Raw genomic sequence first — 23,517 nt, 5'->3', positions numbered from 1 at the left:
TCGGGCCATGATTCCGACCTTTGACGACAACGACCCCGAAGCGCTTGTGACCCTGCGTGAATACCCGTGCGGCAGTGTGTTTGCCCGGCATACGCACCCGCGCGGCCAGTTTGCCTATGCTTCCACCGGTGCCTTAAGAATGTTCACCGACCTGGGCAACTGGGTGGTGCCGCCGCAGCGGGCCGTCTGGGTGCCCGGTGGCATTGCCCATGAAATGCACATGCGCGGCGATGTGGTGATGCTCAATACCTACCTCGATGCTCAAGCCGCCGAGCGCGCAGGGCTGCAGGGACACTGCCAGGTTTTCGAGGTGTCGCCACTGCTCAGGCATCTTCTGGAAGCGGCATTGACGTGCGGGGCATCGGCAACGTCCGAGGTGCGGCGGCACTGTGTATTGACGCTGCTGATCGACGAAATCAGTACGCTGTCGGCCTTGCCCCTCAGTGCGCCGCTGCCCTCTGAACCGCGTTTGGCGAGGGCTTGCCAGCGCTTTCTGGACGCGCCTGCGCAAACCGTGTCCCTCGATCAAATGGCGAGTTGGTCGAGCATGAGCCGGCGGACCTTTACTCGTCACTTCCTGGAAAGCACCGGCATGACCTTCGTGGCGTGGCGCCAGCAAGTCTGCCTGCTGGAGGCCACCGCGCAACTCAGCCACGGCGCCTCGATCACCGAGGTCGCATTTGCATTGGGCTTCAGCAGCCCCAGCGCCTTCACCGCGCTGTTCCGCCGTCACCTGGGCGATTCCCCGGCGCGCTACCTGGCCAAGTCCAAGGCCGTGTCGTTGTTCTAAAAAGCTCACACGCTGGTCAGGATTCACCTTGCAGGCGGTCCTGCTTTGTTACTATCGCCGCCCACCGTCATCAGGAGTCACCGGCCCATGCAACACCAGTGGGATGAAATGCACCGCACCCGCAAGCCCACGTTTCTGTTGTGTGGCGAGCCTCAGGGGGATGTGCTCAATCTCTATGTTCACGGTTATTCGGCGTTCTTCAACCGCCAGCAACTGGGCAATTTCACGCAACAACTGGCAAGCATCGAAGGCTCGACCAACCTGATGCTGTTCTGGCCGGCGGGTCACTTTCTGGAAAACCTTTTTGCTCCCTTTAAAGATGTGATTACCGCAATGCTTGGCGGTGGCGGCCTGGGCGCGGCAACCGTGGGTGTGGGCCGTGCGATTGCCTACTTTCTTGACCATTACAAAAGTGTCGAGGCGCGTGTCGATGAAGTGGCCAAGACGCTATTGCCTGAGCTTGCCCATTACCTGCACGGCGAAGCGCTGCCCGTGCGGCGCATCAACCTGATCGGGCATTCCCTGGGCGCGCGTATCCTGGTCAAGAGTCTGCTGGCCAGCCCCGAGGTCGCCCGCCAATTGCCGCTTAACAATGTGTTGCTGATGGGTGGCGCGATCAGTACGTCCAGCCCCTGGGATGAAGTGTCGGCGCCGCTCAAAGGGCGCGTGATCAACTGCTACTCCAGCAAGGACTGGGCGCTTGCCATCAAGCCGGACACCGAGCGCTGCATAGGCCGGTATGCGATCGACGTCACGCCCTCGCTCAAGGCCAAGGTCACCAATGTTCACCTGGCCACCTTCGACCATGCTGCCTACTGGCCGCAGCTGAAAACGGTGGTGCAGTACACCGACCTGCTGCAGGAACGGCGTGGCCTGATCCGCGCTGACCTGCGCAGCAGCGAAGTGCGTTTTGCCGAGGAGGACGTGGAACTGTTCCCCGCGCTGGTGCAGGCGCGGCCGGAGGAGCTTAAGTTTCTGGCTGAGTTAATGGCACAAAAACGCAGTGCCTCGATCGATGCCGATGTACGTGAACCGCTGAAACTGGCCATCGAGCTGCAACGCATGGGCGGTGACAGCTTTATGAACATCGCCCGTGGCCATGGCGTGAGTTATCGCCAGATCGCCGAAGATGTCGCACAGCGGCTGGGCATCAAGTTCGATGGGCCGCTTGAAACCGTGGTGCTGGCAGATATCGAGGCACAGGTCGCGGAAAAGCTCATCGAGCAGTACAAGGACAAACTCAGTCGCGCCGACCGCCAGGCCTTCGACGCCGAGCTTAAGGCGGCCGCGCAAAAAGAGCAGGGCCTGTTCAATCGTATCGATATCGGCCGCTCGGCCACCACCGCCCTGAGCGGCACGGCGTTGGCGGGGCTCACCGGGTTTATCTTGCGGCGCGGCGCGGCCACCGCAATTCCGGTGGTGGGCCAGGCGCTGGCGGCGGCGATGTTGCTGGTAACGGGCGTGCGTGCGTTTTCCGGCCCGGCCTATTCGATCACCACCTTGGCGGTCTTGGTGATTGGCGTGATTCGCCAGCGCATGGAGCGCGAAGCGTTGAACCAGGAGATGGACCTGGTGGTGCAAGTCGTCGAAGCGTTCGACTTGCCCCGGGAGACGGTGATGCGCACGGTCGCGTCGGACTGATAAGCTGCGGCCCTGACTTGTGTGTTTGCCTGGGATACCGCGTGAAATTCAGCCTGCCGAAAATCGCCACTGCCCCGTTCTGCCCGCCGGAAGTGGCCGGCTCCGTTATCGTCGACCCCAAGGCCTCGTTTTTCAAACGGGCGCTGATGTTTGCCGGCCCCGGCCTGCTGATCTCCATCGGCTACATGGACCCCGGCAATTGGGCTACCGCCATCGAAGCCGGTTCTCGTTACGGCTACAGCCTGCTATTCGTGGTGCTGCTGGCCAGCCTGGCCGGGATGGCGGTGCAGTGCCTGTGTTCGCGCCTGGGCATCGCCACCGGCAAAGACCTCGCGCAACTGTGCCGTGAGCGCTACAGCAAACGCTCCGCGCGCACGCAATGGGTGTTGGCGGAAATCTCCATTATCGCTACCGACCTGGCTGAAGTCCTCGGTTGCGCCTTGGCGTTTCACTTGTTGCTCGGCGTATCGCTGACGACCGGTATCGTGATCACCGCGTTCGACACACTATTGATCCTGGCCCTGCAAAATCGCGGTTTCCGCCGCCTGGAAGCGATCATGCTGGCGCTGGTTGCAACCATTGGCGTGTGTTTCTTTATCGAACTGGTGCTGATCAAACCTTACTGGCCGGACGTACTCAGTGGCTTTACCCCGTCACTGGCGGCCATCAGCGATGCAGCGCCGTTGTATTTGGCTATCGGTATCCTTGGCGCCACGGTGATGCCGCATAACCTCTATTTGCACACCTCGATTGTGCAGACCCGCCTGATTGGCAAAGACCTCGCCAGCAAACAGGACGCGGTCAAGCTGGCGCGTATCGACACCATCGGCTCCCTGGCCCTGGCGTTGCTGGTCAACGCCGCGATCCTGGTGTTGGCCGCCGCCGCGTTTTACAAGACCGGCCACACCGAAGTGGTCGAGATCCAGGACGCCTATCACCTGCTTGACCCATTGGTGGGAGGCGCCTTCGCCAGCATCCTGTTCGGCATCGCCTTGTTGGCTTCGGGGCAGAGTTCGACCTTTACCGGCACCATCGCCGGGCAAGTGATCATGGAGGGTTACCTCAACCTGCGCATCCCGTGCTGGCAGCGGCGCCTGATCACGCGCGGGCTGGCGCTGATCCCAGCGTTCCTGGGGGTGTGGCTGATGGGCGACGATGCCATCGGCAAACTGCTGATTCTGAGCCAGGTGGTGCTCAGCCTGCAGCTGCCTTTCGCGTTGTACCCGCTGATCCGCATGACTGACGACAAGCAACTGATGGGGCCCTTCGTTAACCGCTTGCCCACGCGGTTACTGGCGTGGTTTCTGTTTGCGCTGATCAGTGGGGCGAATGCGTGGTTGATTGGGCAGTGGTTGTTTTGACTTAAACGTGTGATCGCTCCAACGCGGTCTACACCAGAATTGCCAAGGATGTGTACTGGGCAACCTGCGGATCGGCCGTCAGCAGTTTCATCGGCTCGCTCATGGCTGCCGCAATGATAAGCCGGTCGAACGGGTCTTTATGGTGGTGCTCAAGATCCTTCACTGCAATCGCGTGTTCTGGGGTGATCGGCAATTCGGTGAAACCGCTCTCCAGGCAGTATTCACGGATTTCATCCAGCTGCACCTCGAGCTTTCCCAAGCCTACCTTGATCGCCATTTCCCAGAAGGTTGCAGCGCTGACGTAAATCTCAGCAGCGTCTTCAATCAATTTTTTGGCTTTATTGGATAGCCTGGGGTCATCACTCAGTGTCCACAGCAGAATATGGGTATCCAATAGCACCCTCATAAAGGGTTGACCTCAAACGCATCCAGCAGGTCATCGGGTAAAGGCGCATCAAAGTCTTCGGGGATAATGAGCTTGCCTTTCATTGCGCCAATCCGGCGGCCTTTGGCCTTTCCTACGGGGACGAGCTGTGCCATCGCACGCCCATGCTTGGCGATGGTGATCACTTTGCCAGCAGCAGCCTCATCGACCAGCTTTGACAGATTATTTTTTGCTTCACCCAGCGGTACGGTAATCATGTGGCGATCTCCATATTTTGGCCAAATATAGCCAAAATCAGCTGAGCTATCAAAGACGGCATGACGACCGGCTTTAGCCGCGCGTTCAGAGCGCGATTGTTTTTGATAAACGAACCCATGGCACCTCTCCAAAAAAAGATTGAGCCAAAGTCTGCCTGCCATATGCCGTGTCTGAAATAGTGGCCCGAAAAATCAGAACGAGCCTACTTTTCCCACGAGGAATTTTTACCTTCCAATGCTTTTCCAGTGAGAGGGAGGAGCCTCACCGATCCCAATACGGCACCGCTCCAAAACACTCCACAAAATAATCAATCACCGTGCGCACCTTCAGCGACAGCCGCCGGCTGCCTGGCCACAACGCCGCAATCTGTTGCGGTTCAAGGGTGGTGGCCACGTCGTACTCCGTGAGTACCGCCTGCAAGGTGCCGGCGCGCAAGCCTTCGCCGATCAGCCAGGACGGAAACACCACCAGCCCAAGGCCTTGCTCCGCCGCGTGGGTGAGGGTGTCGGCGTGGTTGCCGGTGATCGGGCCTTTGACGCTGTAAGGCGTCCAGTCGCCCTGGCCGCGGCGGAAGAACCAGCGCTGCTGGCCGGTGATGCCTTTGTAGGCCAGGCATTGATGGTTGGCCAGTTCTTCGGGGTGGCGCGGCGTGCCATGCCGGGCCAGGTAGGCGGGGCTGGCGGCGAGGCGAAAACGCTGGGGTGCGAAGATGCGCGCCTGCATGCTGGAGTCGTTAAGCACGCCGATGCGAAACAGCAGGTCGGTGCCGTCTTGCAACGGGTCGACGTAGGTGTCGGTTTGCTGGATATCCAACTGTAGCTTGGGGTAGCGACGGCACAACTCGCCCAGCCACGGTGACAGGTGGCGTTGGCCGAATACCATCGGCGCGTTGATGCGCACCAGCCCGCTGGGTTCGCTTTCCTGCTCTTGCAGGGCCTGGCCGGCGGCCTCCAACTGTTCCAGCATCAGGCGCGCATGACGCCCCAGTAGCCGCCCGGCTTCGGTGGGGCTGACCGCACGCGTATGGCGGTAGAGCAATTGCTGGCCGAGCGCCTGTTCCATCAATTGGATTTGCCGTGAGATGGAGGAGGGCGCCAGCCCTTCGCGACGTGCCACTTCGGAAAAGCTGCCGTGATCCAGCACGGCTACAAACAGGCGCAATGCCTTGAAACTCAGTTCATTCAAACCCTGCATCGTGGCTCCGTGCTGTGCGTAATGCGCAAAGGTGTTGTTTGCATGCTCCCATTTATCGCACAAGACGGCCACCGGATAATGCGCGCCATGTTTCGTTTCTTGACGCGCAGGTGATGTATGCAGGCAAGTTCCATCGAAGGCGTGGCGCAGGCCAGGCCGAAAAAAAACCTTTTGCGATTGCTGCTGTTGCCGCTGGTGATTCTGGCGGGCATGGGCCTGTCGGTTGAGGCCGGCTTGCTCGGGCCATTGGGTGTACAGGTCGGGCATTTGTGGGCAACGTTGAGCATCTTTGGCGTCGGTACGGCGATTCTGTTTTTGCTGCTGCTGTTCAGCGGCGCGCAAAAAGGCCCGGCACTCACCGACCTGCCGCGCTGGCAGTTGATCGGCGGCTTTTTGGGGCCGATGTACGTGGTGGTGCTGACTTTGGCCACGCCGCATATCGGCATCGCCATGACCATGGTCGCGATCCTCTCGGGCCAGGTCGGCAAGAGCGTGCTGATCGACCATTTCGGCTGGTTCGGCACCGCGCGTAAACGGGTCAATGGCGAACGCTGGATTGCCCTGGCGTTGATTGTGGCGGCACTTGTTCTGATTGCACGGGGTTAAAGCGATGAATCTGATTCTGTTGTTGGTACTGGTGATTGCCGCCGGTGCGGTGCTGAGTGTGCAAGCCGCGATCAACGGCCGCCTGGGCCAGACGGTCGGCGTGTTGCGCAGCAGTTTATTGACCTTTGCGGTGGGCGCAATCAGCACGGCGTTGTTGATTTTCTTCTTCGAACCCGCACAGGCCGTGAGCTTGCTGGACGTGCCCAAATGGCAGTTGACCGGCGCGTTGTTTGGCGTGGTGTACATGATGGTCATGGTCGGCGCAGTGCCCGTGGTGGGGACGGCAGTGGCCACGGTGGCGGTGATCGTCGGGCAGTTGGGCATGGGCATGCTGATCGATAACTTCGGCTGGCTGGGCAACCCGGCCATCGAGCTGTCGGGCAGCCGTATCGTGGCAATGCTGCTGTTGGCAGTGGCGCTGGTGTTCATGTACCGCAGCAACAGCCGACTGGCCGATTAACGGCGGTGAACCTTGAAACCTTGCCGGTAGTCACTGCTTAAGGTGCAGCGCCCGTTGCACCTGGACGACCATGCAAAAGGAGTCTGAACATGGCTGATAAAACCTGTGCCTGCCCACACTGCAAATGCGTACTGGGCACCAACGCGGTGATGAAAGACGGCAAGGGCTACTGCTGCCAAGGCTGCGCCGAGCACCATGCGCATGGCGAACCGTGTGCCTCGTCGACCGGTTGCGAGTGCGCCAAGTCTGCCCACGGCTAAAAATCCGCTCGGCTTATCGGGTGGCGGTCATTACCATGGCCGCTCACCCTTGATTGATGTGTGCTTCATGGCCCTGGCCGCGCCTCCCGACCTCACTGATCATGCCGTCCCCGTGCAACCACTGGCGCGCACCTACCCCCGTGGGTTGTATGTGGAGCCACACAGCCACGACTGGGGCCAGTTGCTCTACGCCATGAGCGGGGTGATGTGGGTTGAAACACCGCGCGAAGCCCTGGTAGTACCGCCGCAGCGCGCCGTGTGGTTGCCACCGGGTGTGGAGCACGGGATTCGCGTGGTCTCGGACTTGCAGATGCGCAATATCTACCTGCGCCCAGCCTTGGCGGCGACGCTGGACAGCCAGGTGCAGGTGATTGAAGTCGGCGGGCTGCTGCGTGAGCTGATCGTCACGCTGGTTGATCAAGGCGATAACGGTGATACCGCCTATTACGACGCCGTAGTCGGTCTGGCGCTGTTGGAGTTGCAACGCGCGCGCCGCTCCCAGATCCGCATTGCCATGCCACTGGGGGCGGACCGCCGGTTGATCAATGCCTGCCAGGCAGTGATGGCGGCGCCCTCGCTGGAAATCCCCTTTGAGCAACATGCCGAAGCGGCGGGTGCCAGCGTGCGCACCCTGGCGCGGTTGTTCCAGAACAACCTCGGTATGGGCTTTGCCGAATGGCGCCGTCAGGTGCAGCTAGCCACGGCGGTGGCGGAACTGATCCAGGGCCAGTCGGTGAGCGGCATTGCCCGTTCTTTGGGCTATTCGCCGAGCAGCTTCAGCGACATGTTCCGCCGTGAACTGGGTGTGGCACCGTCGCAATACGTCGGTTGAGGCTTTGGCCGAAATCCTGAAGCACTTGGCCGATGCTTCGGGGGGGGGCTCACTACACTGAGCGCATCAACCCACCCGGCGTAAACCCTATGAACTATCCCCTATGAACTATCTCATTTCCCTCGCCATCGGCCTGTTTGTCGGCGTGATCTATGGTGCCCTGGACTTTCGCTCACCCGCGCCGCCTGCCATTGCCCTGGTGGGGCTGATGGGGATGTTGATCGGCGAGAAGCTCTGGCCCATGGGCCGTGAGCTGGTCAGCGGTTGGTTGTCCTGATTTCTTTTTTCACTTCGATGGATATTGGCCATGAAAGCACTGCAATTTTCCGCCACCGGCGACCTCGCCGCCCTCAGTTTCGTTGAAGTCGACAAGCCGCTGCCGGCTGCCGGTGAAGTGTTGGTCCAGGTTAAAGCGGCGGGTTTGAACCCCAGCGACGTTAAAAACGTACTTGGCCGGTTTCCCTACACGACGTTGCCGCGTATTCCCGGCCGGGACTTTGCCGGTGTGGTGGTGGAAGGCCCGCAGCAACTGGTTGGCCAGGCAGTGTGGGGCACCGGCCGTGACCTCGGCTTTTTTGCCGATGGCTCCCACGCGCAGTACCTCACGGTGTCGGCGAAAGGCGTGGCGCATAAACCGACGCATCTAAGCTTTGCCCAGGCTGCCAGCCTCGGTGTGCCGTACACCACCGCCTGGGATGCGCTGGAGCGCAGCGGTGTCGGCAAAGGCACGCGGCTGCTGGTGATTGGTGCCAATGGTGCTGTAGGCAGCGCGGCGTTGGCGCTGGCGAAAATTCGCGGTGCGCAGGTGCTGGCGGCGGTGCGCAAAGCGGATCAGGTCGAGGCGTTGCAGGCGCAGGGCTTCGACGCGATTGCCCTGGGCCAACCGGACGCATTGGGCGGGCAGGTGAATGCGGTGTTCAAGGGCGGCGCCGATGTGATCTTCGACACCACCGGTTTCTGGCTGCCGGCGGCTGTCGCAGGGTTGGCCCCGTTCGGTCGCATAGCGATCATCGCGGCGCCGGTTGATGGGCATGTGCAGCTGCCGGCGCTGGCGTTGTACCGCAAGGGCGGCTCGGTGGTGGGCATCAATTCATTGCTCTACAACTGCGAGCAATGTGCGGTGATGCTGGAGCAGTTTGGGCGGTTTTTTGATGAGGGTTCGCTACCGTTGCCGACAGGGTTGCGTGAGGTGGCGTTGGCAGATGGGGTGCAGTGCTACGAGGAAGTCAACAAAGGCAGCGCGGACAAGGTCATCTTCCTGCCTTAATGCGGTTAAAAAGTGTGGGAGCTGGCTTGCCTGCGATGGCGGTCTGTCAGTCAGAGAACTATCGACTGACCCACCGCTATCGCAGGCAAGCCAGCTCCCACATTTTGATCTTCACTGGGTTTGAGGACTGTTTTTGATCGGACGTTTCCCACAAAGGTTTCAGGTTGTCGCTCGGAAGCGGGCTGACTAACCTCACTGGCGTCGCTGAAAATTCAGCGATCGGATTTGACCGTCCGACTTAACCAGTACGCAAGAGCACCCAAGACCTATATCAGGCGTTTTTTTTACGCTTGATGTATCGTGTCGCGGCAGCTGTGCGCGGGATACCTTCGGGTATGCCGGATCCCTGGTTCCGGTCGGTCAACCCGCGTTCAGCTGCCACCCCACTTTGTTTGACCGCAAGTGATGACAGCTCCACTACCAGGAGTTCCACCATGATCAAAGACAGCCCCAACCCCCCAGTCCATCAAGACTACGACACCAGCACCCTGCACGAAGTCGCCTACCGCGCGATCAACCACTATCTCAACCCCGGCAAACCCATTCCTGAACCCAGCGAAGGCATCTTCACCGTGCGCGCAGACTTGGGTACGGAAACCTTGCTGGTCAATGCTTCCCAGGATCTGGCTTCCATCAGTGATATCGCCAACCACCTCGCGTTTGAAATCGAGGGTTCGCAACGCAATGTCGCGCTGGGTATCTGCCGAATGCTGGAAGGTGTGCAACTGCTAGTCGACAAGGCGCTGAATGTAGCCCACCCCGTAGCTTGAATGGGGGGCTAAGATCGTTCCCACGCTCTGCGTGGGAATGCATCCAGTGACGCTCCGCGTCACCTTGCATCCTCTATGGCGGGACGCGGAGCGTCCGGGGCGGCATTCCCACGCGGAGCGTGGGAACGATCTCAACACAAGGTCGCGCTGGGTATCTGTCGGATGCTGGAAGGTGTGCAACTGCTGGTCGACAAGGCGCTGAATGTAGCCCACCCCGTGACTTAAAAGTGTGGGAGCTGGCTTGCCTGCGATGGCGGTCTGTCAGTCAGAGAGTTATTGACTGACCCATCGCTATCGCAGGCAAGCCAGCTCCCACATTTTGATTTTTACTAGGCTTCAGGGACGCCTTTTTCCCAGGCCGACCAGTTCTTCAGGATCGCCTGTACCAGCGGATTGCCCGTGCGGTACAGGTTCTCCAACGCCGGTACAAACCCACCCTGGTCCGCATACTTCAGCAAGTTGTCCACCTCGCTGTAGCCCGGATACGGCCGGTCGAAATCGGAACCGGCGCGTACCACGGCCAAGCGCTGAATATCCACCAACCCTTCACGGCTGGCGCGCAGCAAGGCTTCATAGGTGGAGTTGTCTTCCTGCTGGGTGGTGCAGTACTCGCCTTTGTTGTCGGTGAGCAACTTGGTCCAGACCTCGGCGCGTTCGCTCAGGCGTGTGCCGGAGAACCAGGTGTTGCCCGCCAAAGTGTCGCAGCGTGTGACTTGCGGCGGCTGGTTGGCCGGCGCGGCCGGGTAGTGTTTACGCCAGGCGCTGGATTCCTTGCTTTCGCTCAGCTCTACCTTTTGCGACAAGGCAAACGCCTTGGCCTGCAACTTCGGGTTCAGCTCGAATACTTCGGTCTTGTAGTCCAACGGTGGTTTTTCGTTGGGGCCTTTGGTGTTGATGCCGATGTAACCGGTTGGCCAGTCTTTAGGCGCATCGCGCGAATCCAGCTCCCATTGGGTGCCGAACTCCACCAGGTAATGCGCCCAGGCGGCGGTGCCGATGGTTCCGTGTTTAGGGCTGATGCCGGCGATCCCGGCAATCAGGAAGTAGCTCTGGCGCAGGTCGAACTTGGGCGACAACGCCAGGGCCAGTGTGGACGCGGCGGCGTTGGTCTGGCCCATGCCGGTCACCAGCAGGCACACGTCCTGGGTGTTGCAGCGGATCACCGGGTATTCGGCCGACAGGCCTGGCACACGGACTTCCTGCTTGAGTTCCAGGCGGTCGATCCAGGTTTGCGCCTCGGGGGCGAACATGGTGATCAGCATCACTTTGGGTTTGATCGGCGCCGCAGCATCGGCCAGCACCACGTGGGGCAAAAAGGCCAGGCCGATGGCCATCGAGAGACGGGTAAGCATGTTCATCTATAGCTCCTTGATCAGAATTGGTAACCGACACCGGCGTAGTAGCCCCAGCCATCCGAGCGGGCGCGGAAGTTGCCTTCGCCAAAATTCAGCTCGCTGCCATCCTCCCAGTTGCCGCCGTTGTGGAAGTAACGACCGACCAGGGTGAAGCGCAGGTGGGTGAACGAATACAACAGCACGTTGGTGGCCACCAATGAATTGGCGGTGCGCGCCGGGTTGTCCTTGTGCAAGTCCGAGCCGAAATCGTAGTTGGTAAAGCCGATGTAGGTCAGCGAGGCACCGTTATCGAAGCTGCTGATGGGCACGATGTATTTCATTTGCGCACGATAGCCGTCCCACGAGTATTCGTTGCTCGCGCCGTAGTTTTCCCATTGGTAACGCCCATAGAAGTTGGCCGACAGGTTGACCCGCGAATGAGTGTCGATGTCGGTGCCCAGGCCGCTGTACAAGGTGTTGGCGCGGTTGGACTTGTTACTGCCGTGGTCGTAGATCCAGTCAAAGGCTACATACCATTCCTTGAACGGACCGATGGCCAAACTGCGGCCGGCCAGGTAGTCGATGGAGATACGCGGCTCATGCTCCATAAATACCGGCGAACCATGGTCCCACGCGCCTTTGTCATTACTGTTACCGATGCCGAGGATTTTCGGCACGTCGATATAGCCATACAGCTCGAACGGGCCTTTGCGGCCGAAATACTCGTATTCCAGGTACACATCATCCTGCGGCTTGGGGCCGAAGCTGATGTCTTTGCTGCCGATCAGGGTCAGGTCCTGGTTGAACCAGTCCGACATGTACACGCCTTTTTTTACCGGGCTGGCTTCCGGGTTTTTGGTTTCAGGACTGAGGGTTTCGCCCTGTGCTGAGTCATCGGTGGGTTTTTGCTGCGCCAAAATGGGTGCGCTGAGTACTCCCGTAACGGCGGCCAGTAGCAAGGAAACACCAAAACAAGCGGGACGCCTTGAGGTGAGGTGCATTGAAAATCCCTATTCTTACGCGGTTGGAACCCGTTTCTGCGGGTAGTGGTGAACTTGGCGGCCAAGTTCGTTCCGCAAACGTTTGCACGTGGCGTACCAACTTTGCTCAAAGGGTTGAGCAGTATGGAGAAAACAGGGATTAGTCGACCTTTTGGTCAAAATTGGCTGGGTGTCAATTTCTCGATGCGGTTGAATAAATGCATCGCGGTTTCGCGTCGATACTCGCTCGGCGTCTGGTGCATCTCGATGCGAAAGTGCCGGTTGAAGTTGGACAGGTTGGCGTAGCCCACTTCAAAGCAGATGTCCGCCACTGACATGTCGCTTTGCAGCAACAGGCGGCAGGCGCGTTGCACGCGGAACTTGCGCATCAGGTCTATAAACCCGTGGCCGGTGTTGCGTTTGAAGAAGCGTGAGAAGCCGGGTTCGCTCATCTGCAGTTGCTGGGCGATGACCGAGAGGCGCAAGTCGCCGGTCAGCTCGCGCATCAGGTAATCGAAGGCTTTGTTGATGCGTTCGGCGCTGCGTGCATCCAGGGTGGGCGCGTAGCAGGGGCTGGCCAGTGCCTCTACCTGTGCTTGCGGTGCATTTTTAAGCGTGTCGAGCAGTTGCAGGAACAGGATCAACCGTTGCAGGCCTTGGGCGTTGCCGATGGCTTCCATCAACCCGGCTGCCTGTACAGCGGTCTCACCCGTGAATTCCAGGCCGCGTCGGGCCTGTTCGAACAGCGGTTGCAAGTCGCCGAGTTCCGGCAGGGTTTTGCGCAGCGCGAGCAGGGCGGCGCCGTCGAATTGCAGCACCACGTCGCGGCCAGTCAGGTATTCGCCAGGGGCCAGGTCGCCGATCCAGTCGTGGGGCAGGTCGGGGCCGATCAGCGCCACATGCCCGGCGCTGAACGCACCGATATAGTCGCCCGCTACCAACTTGCCACTGCCTTGGCGGATCAGGTGGATCTCAAACTCGGGGTGGTGGTTCCAGCGCGCCAGGTCATACGGGTAGTCATGTTCGAACCAGCGAAAACAGTGGTCCGGCTCGGGCAGGATCACTTCGAGTTCGGCGGGGCGATGTTCGAATAGTTTGTCGCGGCTGACGGGCACGGTGATGCCTCTTATACATTGGATAACGCCAAAATACGCGTAGCGGCAATCAGTGCGCTACCCCCGATTTTGCCCGGCACTGATACTTTTTTGACTTTCAAGTACGGGTTAAAAAAGTATCAGCAGCGCATTCGCCATTCGTTTGTGAGGCCTTGACCAAGCTGCTGTAATCGCAACTCAACAACAAAAACAACAGGTGGATACCGCCATGCTCAAGCTCCCACACGCGCTGTTCCTGCTGACTGGCCTGGCGCTGGCCATGCCCAGCTACGCCGCCGACACCGTGACCATCGCCACAGTCAACAACAGTGACATGATCCGCATGCAGCGCCTGTCCAAGGTGTTCGAGCAGCAGCACCCGGACATCAAGCTCAATTGGGTGGTGCTCGAAGAAAACGTGCTGCGCCAACGCCTCACCACCGATATCGCCACCCAGGGCGGGCAATTCGATGTGCTGACCATCGGCACCTACGAGACGCCATTGTGGGGCGCCAAACACTGGCTGGAACCGCTGACCGAACTGCCTGCCAACTATGACGCCGAGGATATTTTCCCTTCGGTGCGCCAAGGCTTGTCGGTCAACAACACCCTGTACGCGTTGCCGTTTTATGGTGAAAGCACGGTCACCTACTACCGCACCGACTTGTTCAAGCAAGCGGGGCTGAGCATGCCTGCGCACCCGACCTGGACTCAGCTCGGTGAGTTTGCCGCCAAACTCACGGTAAAAGATAAAGACCAATACGGCATGTGCCTGCGTGGCAAAGCGGGTTGGGGCGAGAACATCGCCTTGTTGAGCACCATGGCCAACGCTTTTGGCGCACGCTGGTTCGACGAACAGTGGAAGCCGCAGCTGACCAGCCCTGAATGGACGGCCGCCGCCAACTATTACGTCAACACCCTGAAAAACTACGGCCCGCCAGGCGTCTCCAGCAACGGCTTCAACGAAACCCTGGCGCTGTTCAACAGCGGCAAGTGCGCGATCTGGGTGGATGCCAGCGTCGCCGGCTCGTTCACCACCGACAAAACCCAGAGCAAAGTGGCCGACAGTGTAGGGTTTGCCGCCGCGCCGACCGAAGTCACCGACAAAGGCTCCTCCTGGCTCTATGCCTGGTCCCTTGCCATCCCGGCCACGTCCAAACACAAGGACGCCGCCAAGGCCTTTATTGCCTGGGCCACCTCCAAGGACTACATCCAACTGGTCGCCGACAAAGAAGGCATCACCAACGTACCACCGGGCACTCGCCAGTCCACCTACAGCGAGGCTTACCTGAAGGCCGCGCCGTTTGCCCAGGTGACGCTGGAAATGATGAAACACGCCGACCCTGCGCACCCGTCGGCCCAGCCGGTGCCGTATGTGGGCATTCAGTACGTGACCATCCCGGAGTTCCAGGCCATCGGCACCTCGGTGGGCAAGCTGTTCTCGGCGGCGCTTACCGGCGGCATGACGGTTGACCAGGCGCTGCTTGAGGCTCAGTCCACCACCGAACGCGAAATGAAACGCGCCGGTTACCCTAAGTAAACAGGACTTCCTTATGAAACGACTCGAAGGTAAAAGCGCGCTGATCACCGGATCGGCGCGCGGTATTGGCCGCGTCTTTGCCCAGGCTTATATCGCTGAAGGCGCAACGGTTGCCATTGCCGATATCAACCTGCAACGCGCGCAGGCCACAGCCGCCGAACTGGGGCCACTGGCTTACGCGGTCGCGATGGACGTCACGGATCAAGCCTCCATCGACGGCGCGATTGCCACCGTGGTGGCCCATGCCGGCAAACTCGATATCCTGATCAACAACGCCGCACTGTTCGACTTGGCGCCCATCGTCGATATCACTCGCGACAGCTTTGACCGGCTGTTTTCGATCAACGTCGGCGGCACGTTGTTCACCTTGCAGGCCGCGGCCCGCCAGATGATCCGCCAGGGCCACGGCGGCAAGATCATCAACATGGCCAGCCAGGCGGGGCGGCGCGGCGAGGCATTGGTGGCGGTGTATTGTGCGACCAAGGCGGCGGTGATCAGCCTCACGCAGTCAGCGGGCTTGAACCTGATCAAGCAGGGTATCAACGTCAATGCCATCGCGCCGGGCGTGGTGGATGGCGAGCACTGGGATGGCGTGGATGCGCTGTTTGCCAGGCATGAAGGGCTGGCGCCTGGCGAGAAGAAACAACGGGTTGGGGCCGAAGTGCCGTTCGGGCGCATGGGCACGGCTGAGGATTTGACCGGCATGGCGATCTTCCTGGCCTCTAAAGACGCCGATTACATCGTGGCCCAGACCTACAATGTCGACGGCGGCAACTGGATGAACTAGGTCAAGTGTGGGAGCTGGCTTGCCTGCGAAAGCGGTTTATCAGTTGCAGTCTTGCTGCCTGACCCACCGCTTTCGCAGGCAAGCCAGCTCCCACCTTTGATCTTTGAGCTTCTTGGACGGCAACACTGTGCTCAAAAAAGTAAACAAAGTGTTTGTGGAGGTAGCCGTCCCTCATGTCTACTTTTACCTGCACCTCACAGGAGTGCCGCCATGACCCTTGCGAAAACTGCCATTGCCTCATTCGACGTCGACCCTCAAAAGAGTTTCACGCCGCTGTGCCCCAATGAACTGCCGGTGGCCGGTGGCGACCAGATCGGTGCCGAACTCAACTACATGGCCAGTCTTGCCGGTTACCGTGTCGGCAGCAAAGACGCACATACCCCGCAAGCACCGTGGGTGGTCACGCAACCTGGCGACATGCTCAAACCCACCGGCCTTGAGCATGCCGACCTTACCTGGCTCAGTCATTGTGTGCCGGGCACTGAAGGCTTCACCTTGCTCGACGAATTACCCACCCCGTATGACTACGACTACTTCATCTGGAAGGGCGTTGAACCCGACCTGCATCCCTATGGCGCCTGTTACCACGACCTGCACGACAAGCTGTCCACGGGGGTTATCGAGTACCTCAAGGCCCAGGGCGTGCGTCGCGTGATCGTGGGTGGCCTGGCCCTGGACTTCTGCGTCAAGACCACCGCCTTGCAACTGCTCAAGGCTGGCTTGGAAGTGGTTCTGCACCTGCCGGCGTGCCGAGGCATCAGCGAGGCGGGTGGTGCGGCGGCGGTAGAGGAGTTGCTCAATGCCGGTGCAGTCATCAGCCGTAGTCGCGAAGAGCTGAGCGCGATGGCCACGCGCTAACTGCAGGCCCGGTAACGTGCTGTGCCGGTGTTTCGCGGCTAGAGCGGTAGTTCTGCGCGTTAAAAAATGAGACGCGTCCTACATCACTCGCTGGGAGTTACTGATTACCCTCTACGCTTTTGCACAAGCGGCCTTGTCTGGCCGGGGGGCGCTATCGCGTGAGGGAGTCAACTGCAAACCGTGTTGCCCGGTTCCTGCCGGAATTTATGCTTATGGTCGTTGTAAGCCTGCTTTCAGGCGGGGCCGCTACCTTTCTGGCGAGCACCACCTATTTGCGCCGCCTTGGCCCGGCGATGCAAACCGGATGTACCGTTGCGCTGTTGCTGGGCTTGATGATTTTATCTGGCCTTGGCCATTGGATGCTGGCACGCGGGCGCGTTGCGTCCTCTGGATGGCAGACGGGCTATTTTGTCCTCTGCTTGATAGTGGTGACACCGACCATTCAATACCGGCCCCACGCGCTGGCTTATCTGTTGGGGGTTGTGTTTCCACTGCTGGGAATACTTCTGCTAAACACTTACCGCTATCACGACATGCGACTGAAACTGGCAAACATTCGCTGCCCGTAGCTCCCGCGCAGTCACGCGGGAGCACACCAGGCCTGCCCGCTACCGCTCGATCGAGCGGCTCCACCGCGCATTCCACTCCGGCCGCGCCTGGTTCACCTGGTCCCAATCAATCGAAATCGCTGTCTGCAAGTAACCTTGCATGGCCTCCACCCGCGCGCGGGTTTTGTCGGTGGTCGGCGTAGTCGGATTCGACGGGATCTGGTCACCTTCTTCCAGCGCCGGCGCCTGGGCTTGGGCGGTCAGCAAGAAGGCCGCAAGTTTCTGTGCCAGTTCCGGCTGGTCATTACGCGCAATGACACACTCGGCCACGTTGAGCACCACTGCGCCTTCCTTGGGCTGGGCGTATTCCATCGGGATGCCGAGCAATTGCTGCGTGGTCACTTGAGTCGGGGTGAGCGGGAAGATCGCCGCTTCGTCGGTCTGTACCATCTCGGAAATCTTCGCGGAACTGGCGATGTACTCCAGCACGTTGGGGCCGATGGTTTTTGGCCAGGCCTTGAAGCCCGGCTCCACGTTGGTCTCGGAGCCGCCCTGGATGCGGTTGAACATCAAGAAGCCGTGCAGGCCGAAGGTGGAGGAGGCCAGGGACTGGAACACCACCTTGTCCTTGAATCGCGGATCGGCCAGGTCCATCCATGAGGTGGGCGCGGCCCAGCCTTTTTCCTTGAACATCTTGGCGTTGTAGCCCAGGCCCGTGACGCCCAGGGTCACGGCAACCGCTTCATCCTTGATTTTGGCCTTGGCCGGGATCTGGTCCAGGGTCGGGTTGGGTGTGAGTTTGTCGCACAGGCCCATGGAAATGGCGCGGTACATGATGCCGTCGTCGAGGAACATCACGTGCATCTGCGGATTGTCTTTGTTGGCCTGGACCTTGGCGAGGATGTCCGACGAGGTGCCGGGCACAATCACCACCTTGACGTTATTGGCCTTCTCGAACGCGGGCAGCACCTTGTCGGCGTACACCCGTTCCATGGTGCCGCCGTTCATGCCCAGGTACAGCGTCGGCGCGGCATGGGCGGTGGCGGTGAGCAAGGCGAGGGGCAAGCAGGACAGCGCGATACGTGGGTTCATGGGTTTTTCCTCTCAGGCTTGGAAACGACGAATGGAAAACGCTTCGATGGGTTGGCGGCTGGCGCCTGTGCAGACGATCTCTGCCAAGGCTTCACCGACGGCGGGGCCGAGCTGGAACCCGGCGCCGGCAAAGCCGAAACCGTGGAGCAGGCCAGGTTGGGTGCTGCTGGGGCCGATCACCGGTTCATGATCGGGTAAGTAACCTTCGGTGCCGCTCCAGGTACGAATCGCCTGGGCACCCTTGAGAAACGGGTACAGTTCGCCGGCATTGCGCAGAATCTCCAAAACTGCCGCTTGCCCAGGGCGCGCCGTCAGCGGGCCAAGGGCAAAACCACGGCCGCCGCCGAGGATGCAATTGCCACGGGTGACCTGGCGCGCATAAATCCCGCCGCCTTCAACGCCGGTGCTCACGTTCATCACCACTGGCAGCGGCTCGGTCACCAGCATCGCCGGGTGTGCCGAGGTAATCGGCACCGGCTCGCCAAATTGCGCGGCAACCGTACCGGCCCAGGCGCCCGCGCAGTTCAGCAACCACGGCGCGTGCAGGTGCAGGCCATTGGCGCAGCGCACCTGGAAGCACTGGCCGTCATGTTCGATCTGAGTCACTTCGGCCTGCTCGTGCACCGCCGCGCCAAGGCGCTGCGCCGCACGGGCGAAAGCGGGCGACACCAGGCGCGGGTTGGCATGCCCGTCTTCAGGGCACAGCGAGGCGCCCACCGCGATATCCCCGACCCAAGGGAAGCGAGCGCGCAGTTCGGTGTAATCCAACAACTGCAAGCCCAGGCCAAAGCCACGGGTCTGTTCGGCATAGGCTTGCAGCGCGGCGAAATCCGCATGGCTGCGCGCCAGTTTCAAATGCCCGGACCGCACATACTCGCCGTCGATGCCGATCAACCCCGGCAGGTCGGCCCACAGTTCATGGGCGCGTTGTGACAGTGGCAGTTGATGCAAGGGGCGGCCCTGGCGGCGCACACCGCCGTAATTCACGCCGCTGGAGTGCGAGCCACAAAAGTCTCGCTCCACCAAGGCCACACGCTGGCCTTTTTGCGCGAGCATCAACGCCGCCGAGGCGCCGACGATGCCGCCACCCAACACGATCACGTCGATCATGGCTGCACCTGCACACCAAACGGCAGCGGCTTGATCGGCGCCTGACCGCGCAGGCGGCCAACGTCTTGTATGGCGCGACCGCTGCGTTCGGCCACAACCTCTGCTGCCGCCAGCCCACACATGCGGCCCTGGCAGCGGCCCATGCCGACCCGGCAATGGGCTTTGACCCGGTTGATTTCCCAGTGGCCTTCATCGACGACGGCGCGTACGTCGCCGACGCTGACTTCTTCGCAGCGGCACAGGATTAACTCATCCGGCGCCTGTGCAGCCCATTGCTCGGGGAAAGGGAACGCAGTTTCCAGCCCATGGCGAAAGCGCTGGATACCCGCCAGTTGCTGCTCAAGCAGCGTTGGGCGAAGCGGATCGATGGCAATGCCTGAATCTTCCAGGACCGCCAACGCCGCACGTTCACCGGCCATCTGCGCGGCATCGGCGCCCATGATCTCGGCCCCGTCACCGGCCAGGTACACGCTGCTGACGCTGCTGCGCCCGGCACTGTCGCGCTGTGGCAGCCAGGCGCGATTCAAGCTGTTCCAGGCAAATTCACAGCCGAGCAAATCCGCCAGTTGCGTCTCGCTGCGCAGCGCATGGGCGAACGCCACGGCATCGCATTCCACTACGTGCTTATCCCAGCGGATGCCACGCACCCGTTGCTCGCCGTCGATTTGCTGGAGCGTCGCGCCCTGATACACGGGAACCCCATGGGCAGTGAGCCAGGCACGGTAATAAATGCCTTTGGCCAGGGTCGCCGGTTGCCCCAGCAGCGCCGGCAAAGCACGGCACTGGGCACTGAACGGCGCGCTGTCGAGCATCGCCACCACCTTGGCCCCGGCCTTGGCGTATTGGTACGCGACCAGATACAGCAACGGCCCGCTGCCACACAACGCCACGCGCTCTCCGATGGCGCAGCCCTGATATTTCAACGCGATTTGCGCAGCGCCAAGGCTGTAGACACCAGGCAAGGTCCAGCCGGGCACCGGCAGAATGCGGTCGGTGGCGCCGGTGGCGACGATAATCTGCGCGTACTCCACGCTTTCGGCGTAGCCGTTAGTCAGCATATCCAGGCGACCGTCCTCGGCATTCCACACCAGGGTTTCGGGCCGGTAGTCGATCAGCGGCGCCAACTCATCCAGTGTGCGGTGTACGGCCGTAGCCTTGCCCGCCTCAAAGCCATACAGCTGCTTGGCCGAGCGCTGAAAATTAGCCGGTTGGCGCCGGTAAATCTGCCCGCCGCCGCGCAGGCTTTCATCCACCAGGCAAGGCTTGACGCCATGGTCGAGTAAGGTGCGCGCCGCGCTGATGCCCGCCGGGCCTGCGCCCACAATCACGATCGGTTTCATGCCTGACGCCCCGGATCGCGGCTGATCGCCTGGCCCTCTTGCAGCAGCGTCGAGCAAGCCCGCACACGGCGCCCATCCTCCAGCCGCACCCAGCAGTCCTGGCACGCGCCCATCAGGCAGAAACCGGCGCGGCGTTCGGCGCTGAAATCGCTGCCGCGCAGGTGCTCGGCGCAGGTCAATATGGCGGTGAGCAACGTGTCGCCCAGCAAACCGGTGGCCGGTTGCCCGTCGAGGGTGAAGGCCAGGGCAGGGCGCCGGGTTTCGGCCAAGCGTTTGAACAAGGCCATCAATGTTTCCCCACCAGTACGCGGTCCAGGCCATACACCCGGTCGAGCAGGATCATGGTGGCTGCGGTGAGTGCAATGACCAGCGCCGAGACCGCCGCCATCATCGGGTCGATGGACTCGGTGGCGTACACGTACATGCGCACCGGCAGGGTTTGCGTGGCTGGCGAGCTGACAAAAATAGACAGCGTCACTTCATCGAAACTGTTGATGAACGCCAGCAACCAGCCGCCGGCCACGCCCGGCAGAATCATCGGTAAGGTGATTTGACGGAACAGCGTGAAGCGCCCGGCACCCAGCGATTCGGCGGCTTGCTCGGCACTGCGATCAATCCCGATGGCCGCCGCCAGCACCAGGCGCAGCACATACGGCGTGATGATCACCACGTGCGCCAGCATCAGCCAGGTGAAGCTGCCATTGACGCCCATCAGCGCAAACAGGCGCAGCATCGCCACGCCCAGCACCAGGTGCGGAATGATGATAGGCGAGAGGAACAACGCACTGAAAAAGTTGCGCCCCGGGAACTGATAGCGGCTGATCGCCAAGGCGGCGGGCACTGCAATCAACGTGGCCAATGTGGCGGCGGTAAACGCCAGGATCAGGCTGTTGTAGAACGCCTGGATAAAGTCGGCACGCTCGAACACCGCGCGAAACCAGCGCAGCGAGAAGCCCGAGGTGGGCAGGCTCAAGGTGTTTTCCGGGGTGAAGGCCACCAGGCACACCACCACCAGCGGCGCCATCATGAACAGCACCACCACACCATGAAAACCGAGGGCCAAAGGACCGTTTCTGGACATGCGCTTAAACCCCCAGGGACTTTTTGTAGCGGCCTTCGACCATGCGGTTCCAGCTCAGCATGATCAGCAAATTGACCAACAGCAGCACCACCGCAATGGTCGCGCCCATGGGCCAGTTGAGTTCCGAGAGGTACTGGTCGTACACCACGGTGGCGACCATTTTCAGGCGGCGTCCGCCGAGCAGGCCGGGGATCGCAAACGAACTGGCGGCCAAGCCGAACACGATCAAGGTGCCGGACAGCACACCCGGCATCACTTGCGGCAATACGATCTTACGCATCACCGTGGCCTGGCTTGCGCCCAGCGACAACGCCGCCTGTTCCGCCGACGGGTCGAGCTTTTGCAGCGAGGTCCATACCGGGATGATCATGAACGGCAGCATCACGTGCACCAGTGCAATCACCACGGCGAACGGCGTGTACAGCAGCTTCACCGGGCGCCCGCCGAGGAATTGGATGACTTGGTTGACCAGCCCATCGGCGCCGAGCAACAAGCTCCAGCCGAAGGCGCGCACCACCACCGAAATCAGCAGCGGCGTGAGGATCAAAATCAAAAAGATTGAGCGCCACGGCGTGCCCATACGGCTGAGGATGTAGGCTTCGGGTACGCCGATCACCACGCACAGCAGGGTCACCAGGGCGCTGATCCAGAAGGTGCGCCAGAAGATCTCGTAGAAGTACGCATCGCTGAACAGCGACAGGTAGTGGGCAAAGGTCCACTCACCAGCCTTCACGCCCACCTGGTAGTCGAACACGTTGAACGACAGCACCAGGGTCATGAACAGCGGCAGGATCAGCAGGCCGCTGAACAGCAGCAGCGCCGGCAGCGATAACAGATAACCGCGGCTCATGCGCGCACCTCATCGGCCGCCAGCACACGCAGCAATTCGGCGTGCCAGTCCAGGCCCACCGGCGCGCCGCAGCCGAGCGGCGCGCTGCCGTCATTGCTGCGTACCACGGTAATTTCGCCCAGAGACGTTTGGATGCGGTAGAGCCATTGGCTGCCGAAGAAATAACTGTCGAGTACCTTGCCCTGCAGGCGGCCTGCGCCGGCATCCACCAGCTGGATTTTTTCCGGGCGCAGGCTCAGGACCAGTTCGCCTTTGCCGCCGACAAGACGCACTTGCGCAGTGCCGAATTCGTCATAGTCACCGGCCAGCAGGTTGGCCTTGCCGACAAAGTCCGAGATAAACCGCGTACGTGGGTGTTCGTAGAGCTTGTAGGGCGCGTCGATCTGGGTCACGCGCCCGGCCTGCATCACCACCACGCGGTCGCTGATCGACAGCGCTTCGGCCTGATCGTGGGTGACCATCAAGGTGGTGATGCCCACGGCGCACTGGATGCGGCGGATTTCAAACTGCATTTCTTCGCGCAGGTTGGCATCGAGGTTGGACAGTGGCTCATCGAGCAGCAGCACGGGCGGCTCGATCACCAGCGCACGCGCCAGGGCCACACGTTGGCGCTGGCCGCCGGACAATTCACGCGGGTAGCGCTCGGCGTGCGGGGCCAGGCGCACCAGTTCCAACACGGTTTTGACTTTGCTGGCGATTTCGGCGGCCGGCACTTTGCGCATCTTCAGGCCGAAGGCCACGTTGTCACGCACGCTCATGTGCGGGAACAACGCATAGCTCTGGAATACCACGCCCAAGCCACGGCTGGCGGGTTTGGCGTGGGTGATGTCGCGGCCGTCGAGCAGGATCTGCCCGCCGCTCACGTCCACAAAACCGGCGATCATTTGCAGCGTGGTGGTTTTGCCGCAGCCCGAAGGGCCGAGCAGGGAAACGAACTCGCCTTTTTCCACCGCAAGGTCGGTGGCGACCACAGCGTCGACGGCGCCGTAGCGTTTGCTCAAGGCGTTGAGTTGGAGAAAAGCCATGTCTGCGTTCCACCTTTTTTGAGACGCGTCGAAACGCGCTTTTTTGTTTTGGGC

General features: G+C 60.9%; 27 protein-coding genes. 14 read left to right on the top strand and 13 right to left on the bottom strand.

Annotated features, from left to right (window positions below):
* Positions 1–7 precede the first annotated feature (7 nt).
* The 3 genes from HBO23_RS21770 (at position 8) to HBO23_RS21760 (ending at position 3,792) form a co-directional block, all read left to right on the top strand.
* Positions 8–790: a helix-turn-helix transcriptional regulator gene (locus HBO23_RS21770; RefSeq protein ID WP_169986385.1), complete on the top strand. Its 783-nt coding sequence runs from the start codon at positions 8–10 to the stop codon at positions 788–790.
* Between the two features lie 87 nt (positions 791–877).
* Entirely contained in the window at positions 878–2,431 is a 1,554-nt protein-coding gene (locus HBO23_RS21765; RefSeq protein ID WP_017139625.1) for a DUF726 domain-containing protein, read from the top strand.
* A gap of 41 nt (positions 2,432–2,472) precedes the next feature.
* Positions 2,473–3,792, top strand: a complete 1,320-nt coding sequence (locus HBO23_RS21760) for an Nramp family divalent metal transporter (protein ID WP_017139624.1) — start codon at positions 2,473–2,475, stop codon at positions 3,790–3,792.
* A gap of 28 nt (positions 3,793–3,820) precedes the next feature.
* On the opposite strand, the gene HBO23_RS21755 is transcribed toward HBO23_RS21760, so the two are convergent.
* The 3 genes from HBO23_RS21755 to HBO23_RS21745 form a co-directional block, all read right to left on the bottom strand.
* Complete coding sequence (locus HBO23_RS21755; RefSeq protein ID WP_099549266.1) at positions 3,821–4,198, bottom strand: type II toxin-antitoxin system VapC family toxin; 378 nt, start codon at positions 4,196–4,198, stop codon at positions 3,821–3,823.
* Positions 4,195–4,596, bottom strand: a complete 402-nt coding sequence (locus HBO23_RS33955; RefSeq protein WP_236462374.1) for a type II toxin-antitoxin system Phd/YefM family antitoxin — start codon at positions 4,594–4,596, stop codon at positions 4,195–4,197. Before HBO23_RS33955 ends, HBO23_RS21755 begins: the two co-directional genes overlap by 4 nt.
* Positions 4,597–4,696: 100 nt before the next feature.
* The gene (locus HBO23_RS21745; RefSeq protein WP_017139621.1) at positions 4,697–5,629 is read right to left on the bottom strand and encodes a LysR family transcriptional regulator; all 933 of its coding nucleotides are present in this window, start codon (positions 5,627–5,629) and stop codon (positions 4,697–4,699) included.
* A 117-nt stretch (positions 5,630–5,746) separates the two neighbouring features.
* Here HBO23_RS21745 and HBO23_RS21740 point away from each other — a divergent pair, with 117 nt between their 5' ends.
* The 7 genes from HBO23_RS21740 (at position 5,747) to HBO23_RS21710 (ending at position 9,824) form a co-directional block, all read left to right on the top strand.
* On the top strand, positions 5,747–6,235 hold the full coding sequence (locus HBO23_RS21740; RefSeq protein ID WP_017139620.1) for a DMT family transporter: 489 nt from the start codon (positions 5,747–5,749) through the stop codon (positions 6,233–6,235).
* A gap of 4 nt (positions 6,236–6,239) precedes the next feature.
* Entirely contained in the window at positions 6,240–6,695 is a 456-nt protein-coding gene (locus tag HBO23_RS21735; RefSeq protein WP_017139619.1) for a DMT family transporter, read from the top strand.
* Between the two features lie 89 nt (positions 6,696–6,784).
* Positions 6,785–6,955 (top strand): metallothionein, encoded by a 171-nt coding sequence (locus tag HBO23_RS21730; protein ID WP_017139618.1) that lies wholly within the window; start codon positions 6,785–6,787, stop codon positions 6,953–6,955.
* A 67-nt stretch (positions 6,956–7,022) separates the two neighbouring features.
* On the top strand, positions 7,023–7,787 hold the full coding sequence (locus HBO23_RS21725; protein ID WP_170039749.1) for a helix-turn-helix transcriptional regulator: 765 nt from the start codon (positions 7,023–7,025) through the stop codon (positions 7,785–7,787).
* A gap of 103 nt (positions 7,788–7,890) precedes the next feature.
* The gene (locus tag HBO23_RS21720) at positions 7,891–8,064 is read left to right on the top strand and encodes a DUF1427 family protein (RefSeq protein ID WP_017139616.1); all 174 of its coding nucleotides are present in this window, start codon (positions 7,891–7,893) and stop codon (positions 8,062–8,064) included.
* A 30-nt stretch (positions 8,065–8,094) separates the two neighbouring features.
* Entirely contained in the window at positions 8,095–9,054 is a 960-nt protein-coding gene (locus HBO23_RS21715; RefSeq protein ID WP_099549270.1) for a zinc-binding alcohol dehydrogenase family protein, read from the top strand.
* Between the two features lie 434 nt (positions 9,055–9,488).
* Positions 9,489–9,824 (top strand): DUF6124 family protein, encoded by a 336-nt coding sequence (locus HBO23_RS21710; RefSeq protein ID WP_017139614.1) that lies wholly within the window; start codon positions 9,489–9,491, stop codon positions 9,822–9,824.
* Between the two features lie 329 nt (positions 9,825–10,153).
* On the opposite strand, the gene HBO23_RS21705 is transcribed toward HBO23_RS21710, so the two are convergent.
* The 3 genes from HBO23_RS21705 to HBO23_RS21695 all read right to left on the bottom strand — a co-directional run bounded on the left by HBO23_RS21705 (position 10,154) and on the right by HBO23_RS21695 (position 13,253).
* Entirely contained in the window at positions 10,154–11,182 is a 1,029-nt protein-coding gene (locus HBO23_RS21705; protein ID WP_017139613.1) for a purine nucleoside permease, read from the bottom strand.
* A 14-nt stretch (positions 11,183–11,196) separates the two neighbouring features.
* Positions 11,197–12,159, bottom strand: a complete 963-nt coding sequence (locus tag HBO23_RS21700; protein ID WP_170039704.1) for a nucleoside-specific channel-forming protein Tsx — start codon at positions 12,157–12,159, stop codon at positions 11,197–11,199.
* Positions 12,160–12,314: 155 nt separating this feature from the next.
* A complete protein-coding gene (locus HBO23_RS21695) occupies positions 12,315–13,253 on the bottom strand; it encodes an AraC family transcriptional regulator (RefSeq protein ID WP_170039702.1) in 939 nt (312 codons plus the stop codon).
* A gap of 208 nt (positions 13,254–13,461) precedes the next feature.
* On the opposite strand from HBO23_RS21695, the gene HBO23_RS21690 reads away from it, so the two are divergent.
* The 4 genes from HBO23_RS21690 to HBO23_RS21675 all read left to right on the top strand — a co-directional run bounded on the left by HBO23_RS21690 (position 13,462) and on the right by HBO23_RS21675 (position 16,986).
* Entirely contained in the window at positions 13,462–14,772 is a 1,311-nt protein-coding gene (locus HBO23_RS21690) for a sugar ABC transporter substrate-binding protein (protein WP_017139610.1), read from the top strand.
* A 13-nt stretch (positions 14,773–14,785) separates the two neighbouring features.
* Positions 14,786–15,559, top strand: a complete 774-nt coding sequence (locus HBO23_RS21685; RefSeq protein ID WP_017139609.1) for an L-iditol 2-dehydrogenase — start codon at positions 14,786–14,788, stop codon at positions 15,557–15,559.
* A gap of 210 nt (positions 15,560–15,769) precedes the next feature.
* On the top strand, positions 15,770–16,417 hold the full coding sequence (locus tag HBO23_RS21680) for a nicotinamidase (protein WP_170039700.1): 648 nt from the start codon (positions 15,770–15,772) through the stop codon (positions 16,415–16,417).
* A 212-nt stretch (positions 16,418–16,629) separates the two neighbouring features.
* Complete coding sequence (locus HBO23_RS21675; protein ID WP_169986377.1) at positions 16,630–16,986, top strand: hypothetical protein; 357 nt, start codon at positions 16,630–16,632, stop codon at positions 16,984–16,986.
* A 39-nt stretch (positions 16,987–17,025) separates the two neighbouring features.
* Here the strand turns inward: HBO23_RS21675 and HBO23_RS21670 are convergent, their stop codons facing one another.
* From HBO23_RS21670 to HBO23_RS21640, 7 genes are read right to left on the bottom strand one after another with little or no spacing between them, the layout of a single operon-like run.
* Positions 17,026–18,057: an ABC transporter substrate-binding protein gene (locus HBO23_RS21670; RefSeq protein WP_017139606.1), complete on the bottom strand. Its 1,032-nt coding sequence runs from the start codon at positions 18,055–18,057 to the stop codon at positions 17,026–17,028.
* 12 nt (positions 18,058–18,069) lie between these two features.
* Complete coding sequence (locus HBO23_RS21665) at positions 18,070–19,167, bottom strand: FAD-dependent oxidoreductase (protein WP_170039698.1); 1,098 nt, start codon at positions 19,165–19,167, stop codon at positions 18,070–18,072.
* Positions 19,164–20,507, bottom strand: coding sequence for an FAD/NAD(P)-binding oxidoreductase (locus tag HBO23_RS21660; RefSeq protein WP_170039696.1), 1,344 nt, complete (start codon positions 20,505–20,507; stop codon positions 19,164–19,166). The genes HBO23_RS21665 and HBO23_RS21660 overlap by 4 nt, the downstream gene beginning before the upstream one ends.
* Positions 20,504–20,794: a (2Fe-2S)-binding protein gene (locus tag HBO23_RS21655; protein ID WP_017139603.1), complete on the bottom strand. Its 291-nt coding sequence runs from the start codon at positions 20,792–20,794 to the stop codon at positions 20,504–20,506. Before HBO23_RS21655 ends, HBO23_RS21660 begins: the two co-directional genes overlap by 4 nt.
* Positions 20,794–21,588 (bottom strand): ABC transporter permease, encoded by a 795-nt coding sequence (locus HBO23_RS21650; RefSeq protein WP_017139602.1) that lies wholly within the window; start codon positions 21,586–21,588, stop codon positions 20,794–20,796. Before HBO23_RS21650 ends, HBO23_RS21655 begins: the two co-directional genes overlap by 1 nt.
* Before the next feature lie 4 nt (positions 21,589–21,592).
* Positions 21,593–22,438, bottom strand: a complete 846-nt coding sequence (locus HBO23_RS21645) for an ABC transporter permease (RefSeq protein ID WP_017139601.1) — start codon at positions 22,436–22,438, stop codon at positions 21,593–21,595.
* A complete protein-coding gene (locus tag HBO23_RS21640) occupies positions 22,435–23,463 on the bottom strand; it encodes an ABC transporter ATP-binding protein (RefSeq protein ID WP_017139600.1) in 1,029 nt (342 codons plus the stop codon). Before HBO23_RS21640 ends, HBO23_RS21645 begins: the two co-directional genes overlap by 4 nt.
* Between the last annotated feature and the right edge of the window lie 54 nt (positions 23,464–23,517).

The sequence above is a fragment of the Pseudomonas sp. WS 5532 genome (assembly GCF_012985445.1).
Lineage (GTDB): Bacteria > Pseudomonadota > Gammaproteobacteria > Pseudomonadales > Pseudomonadaceae > Aquipseudomonas > Aquipseudomonas edaphica.
This window is presented reverse-complemented; position numbering and strand designations above follow the sequence as displayed.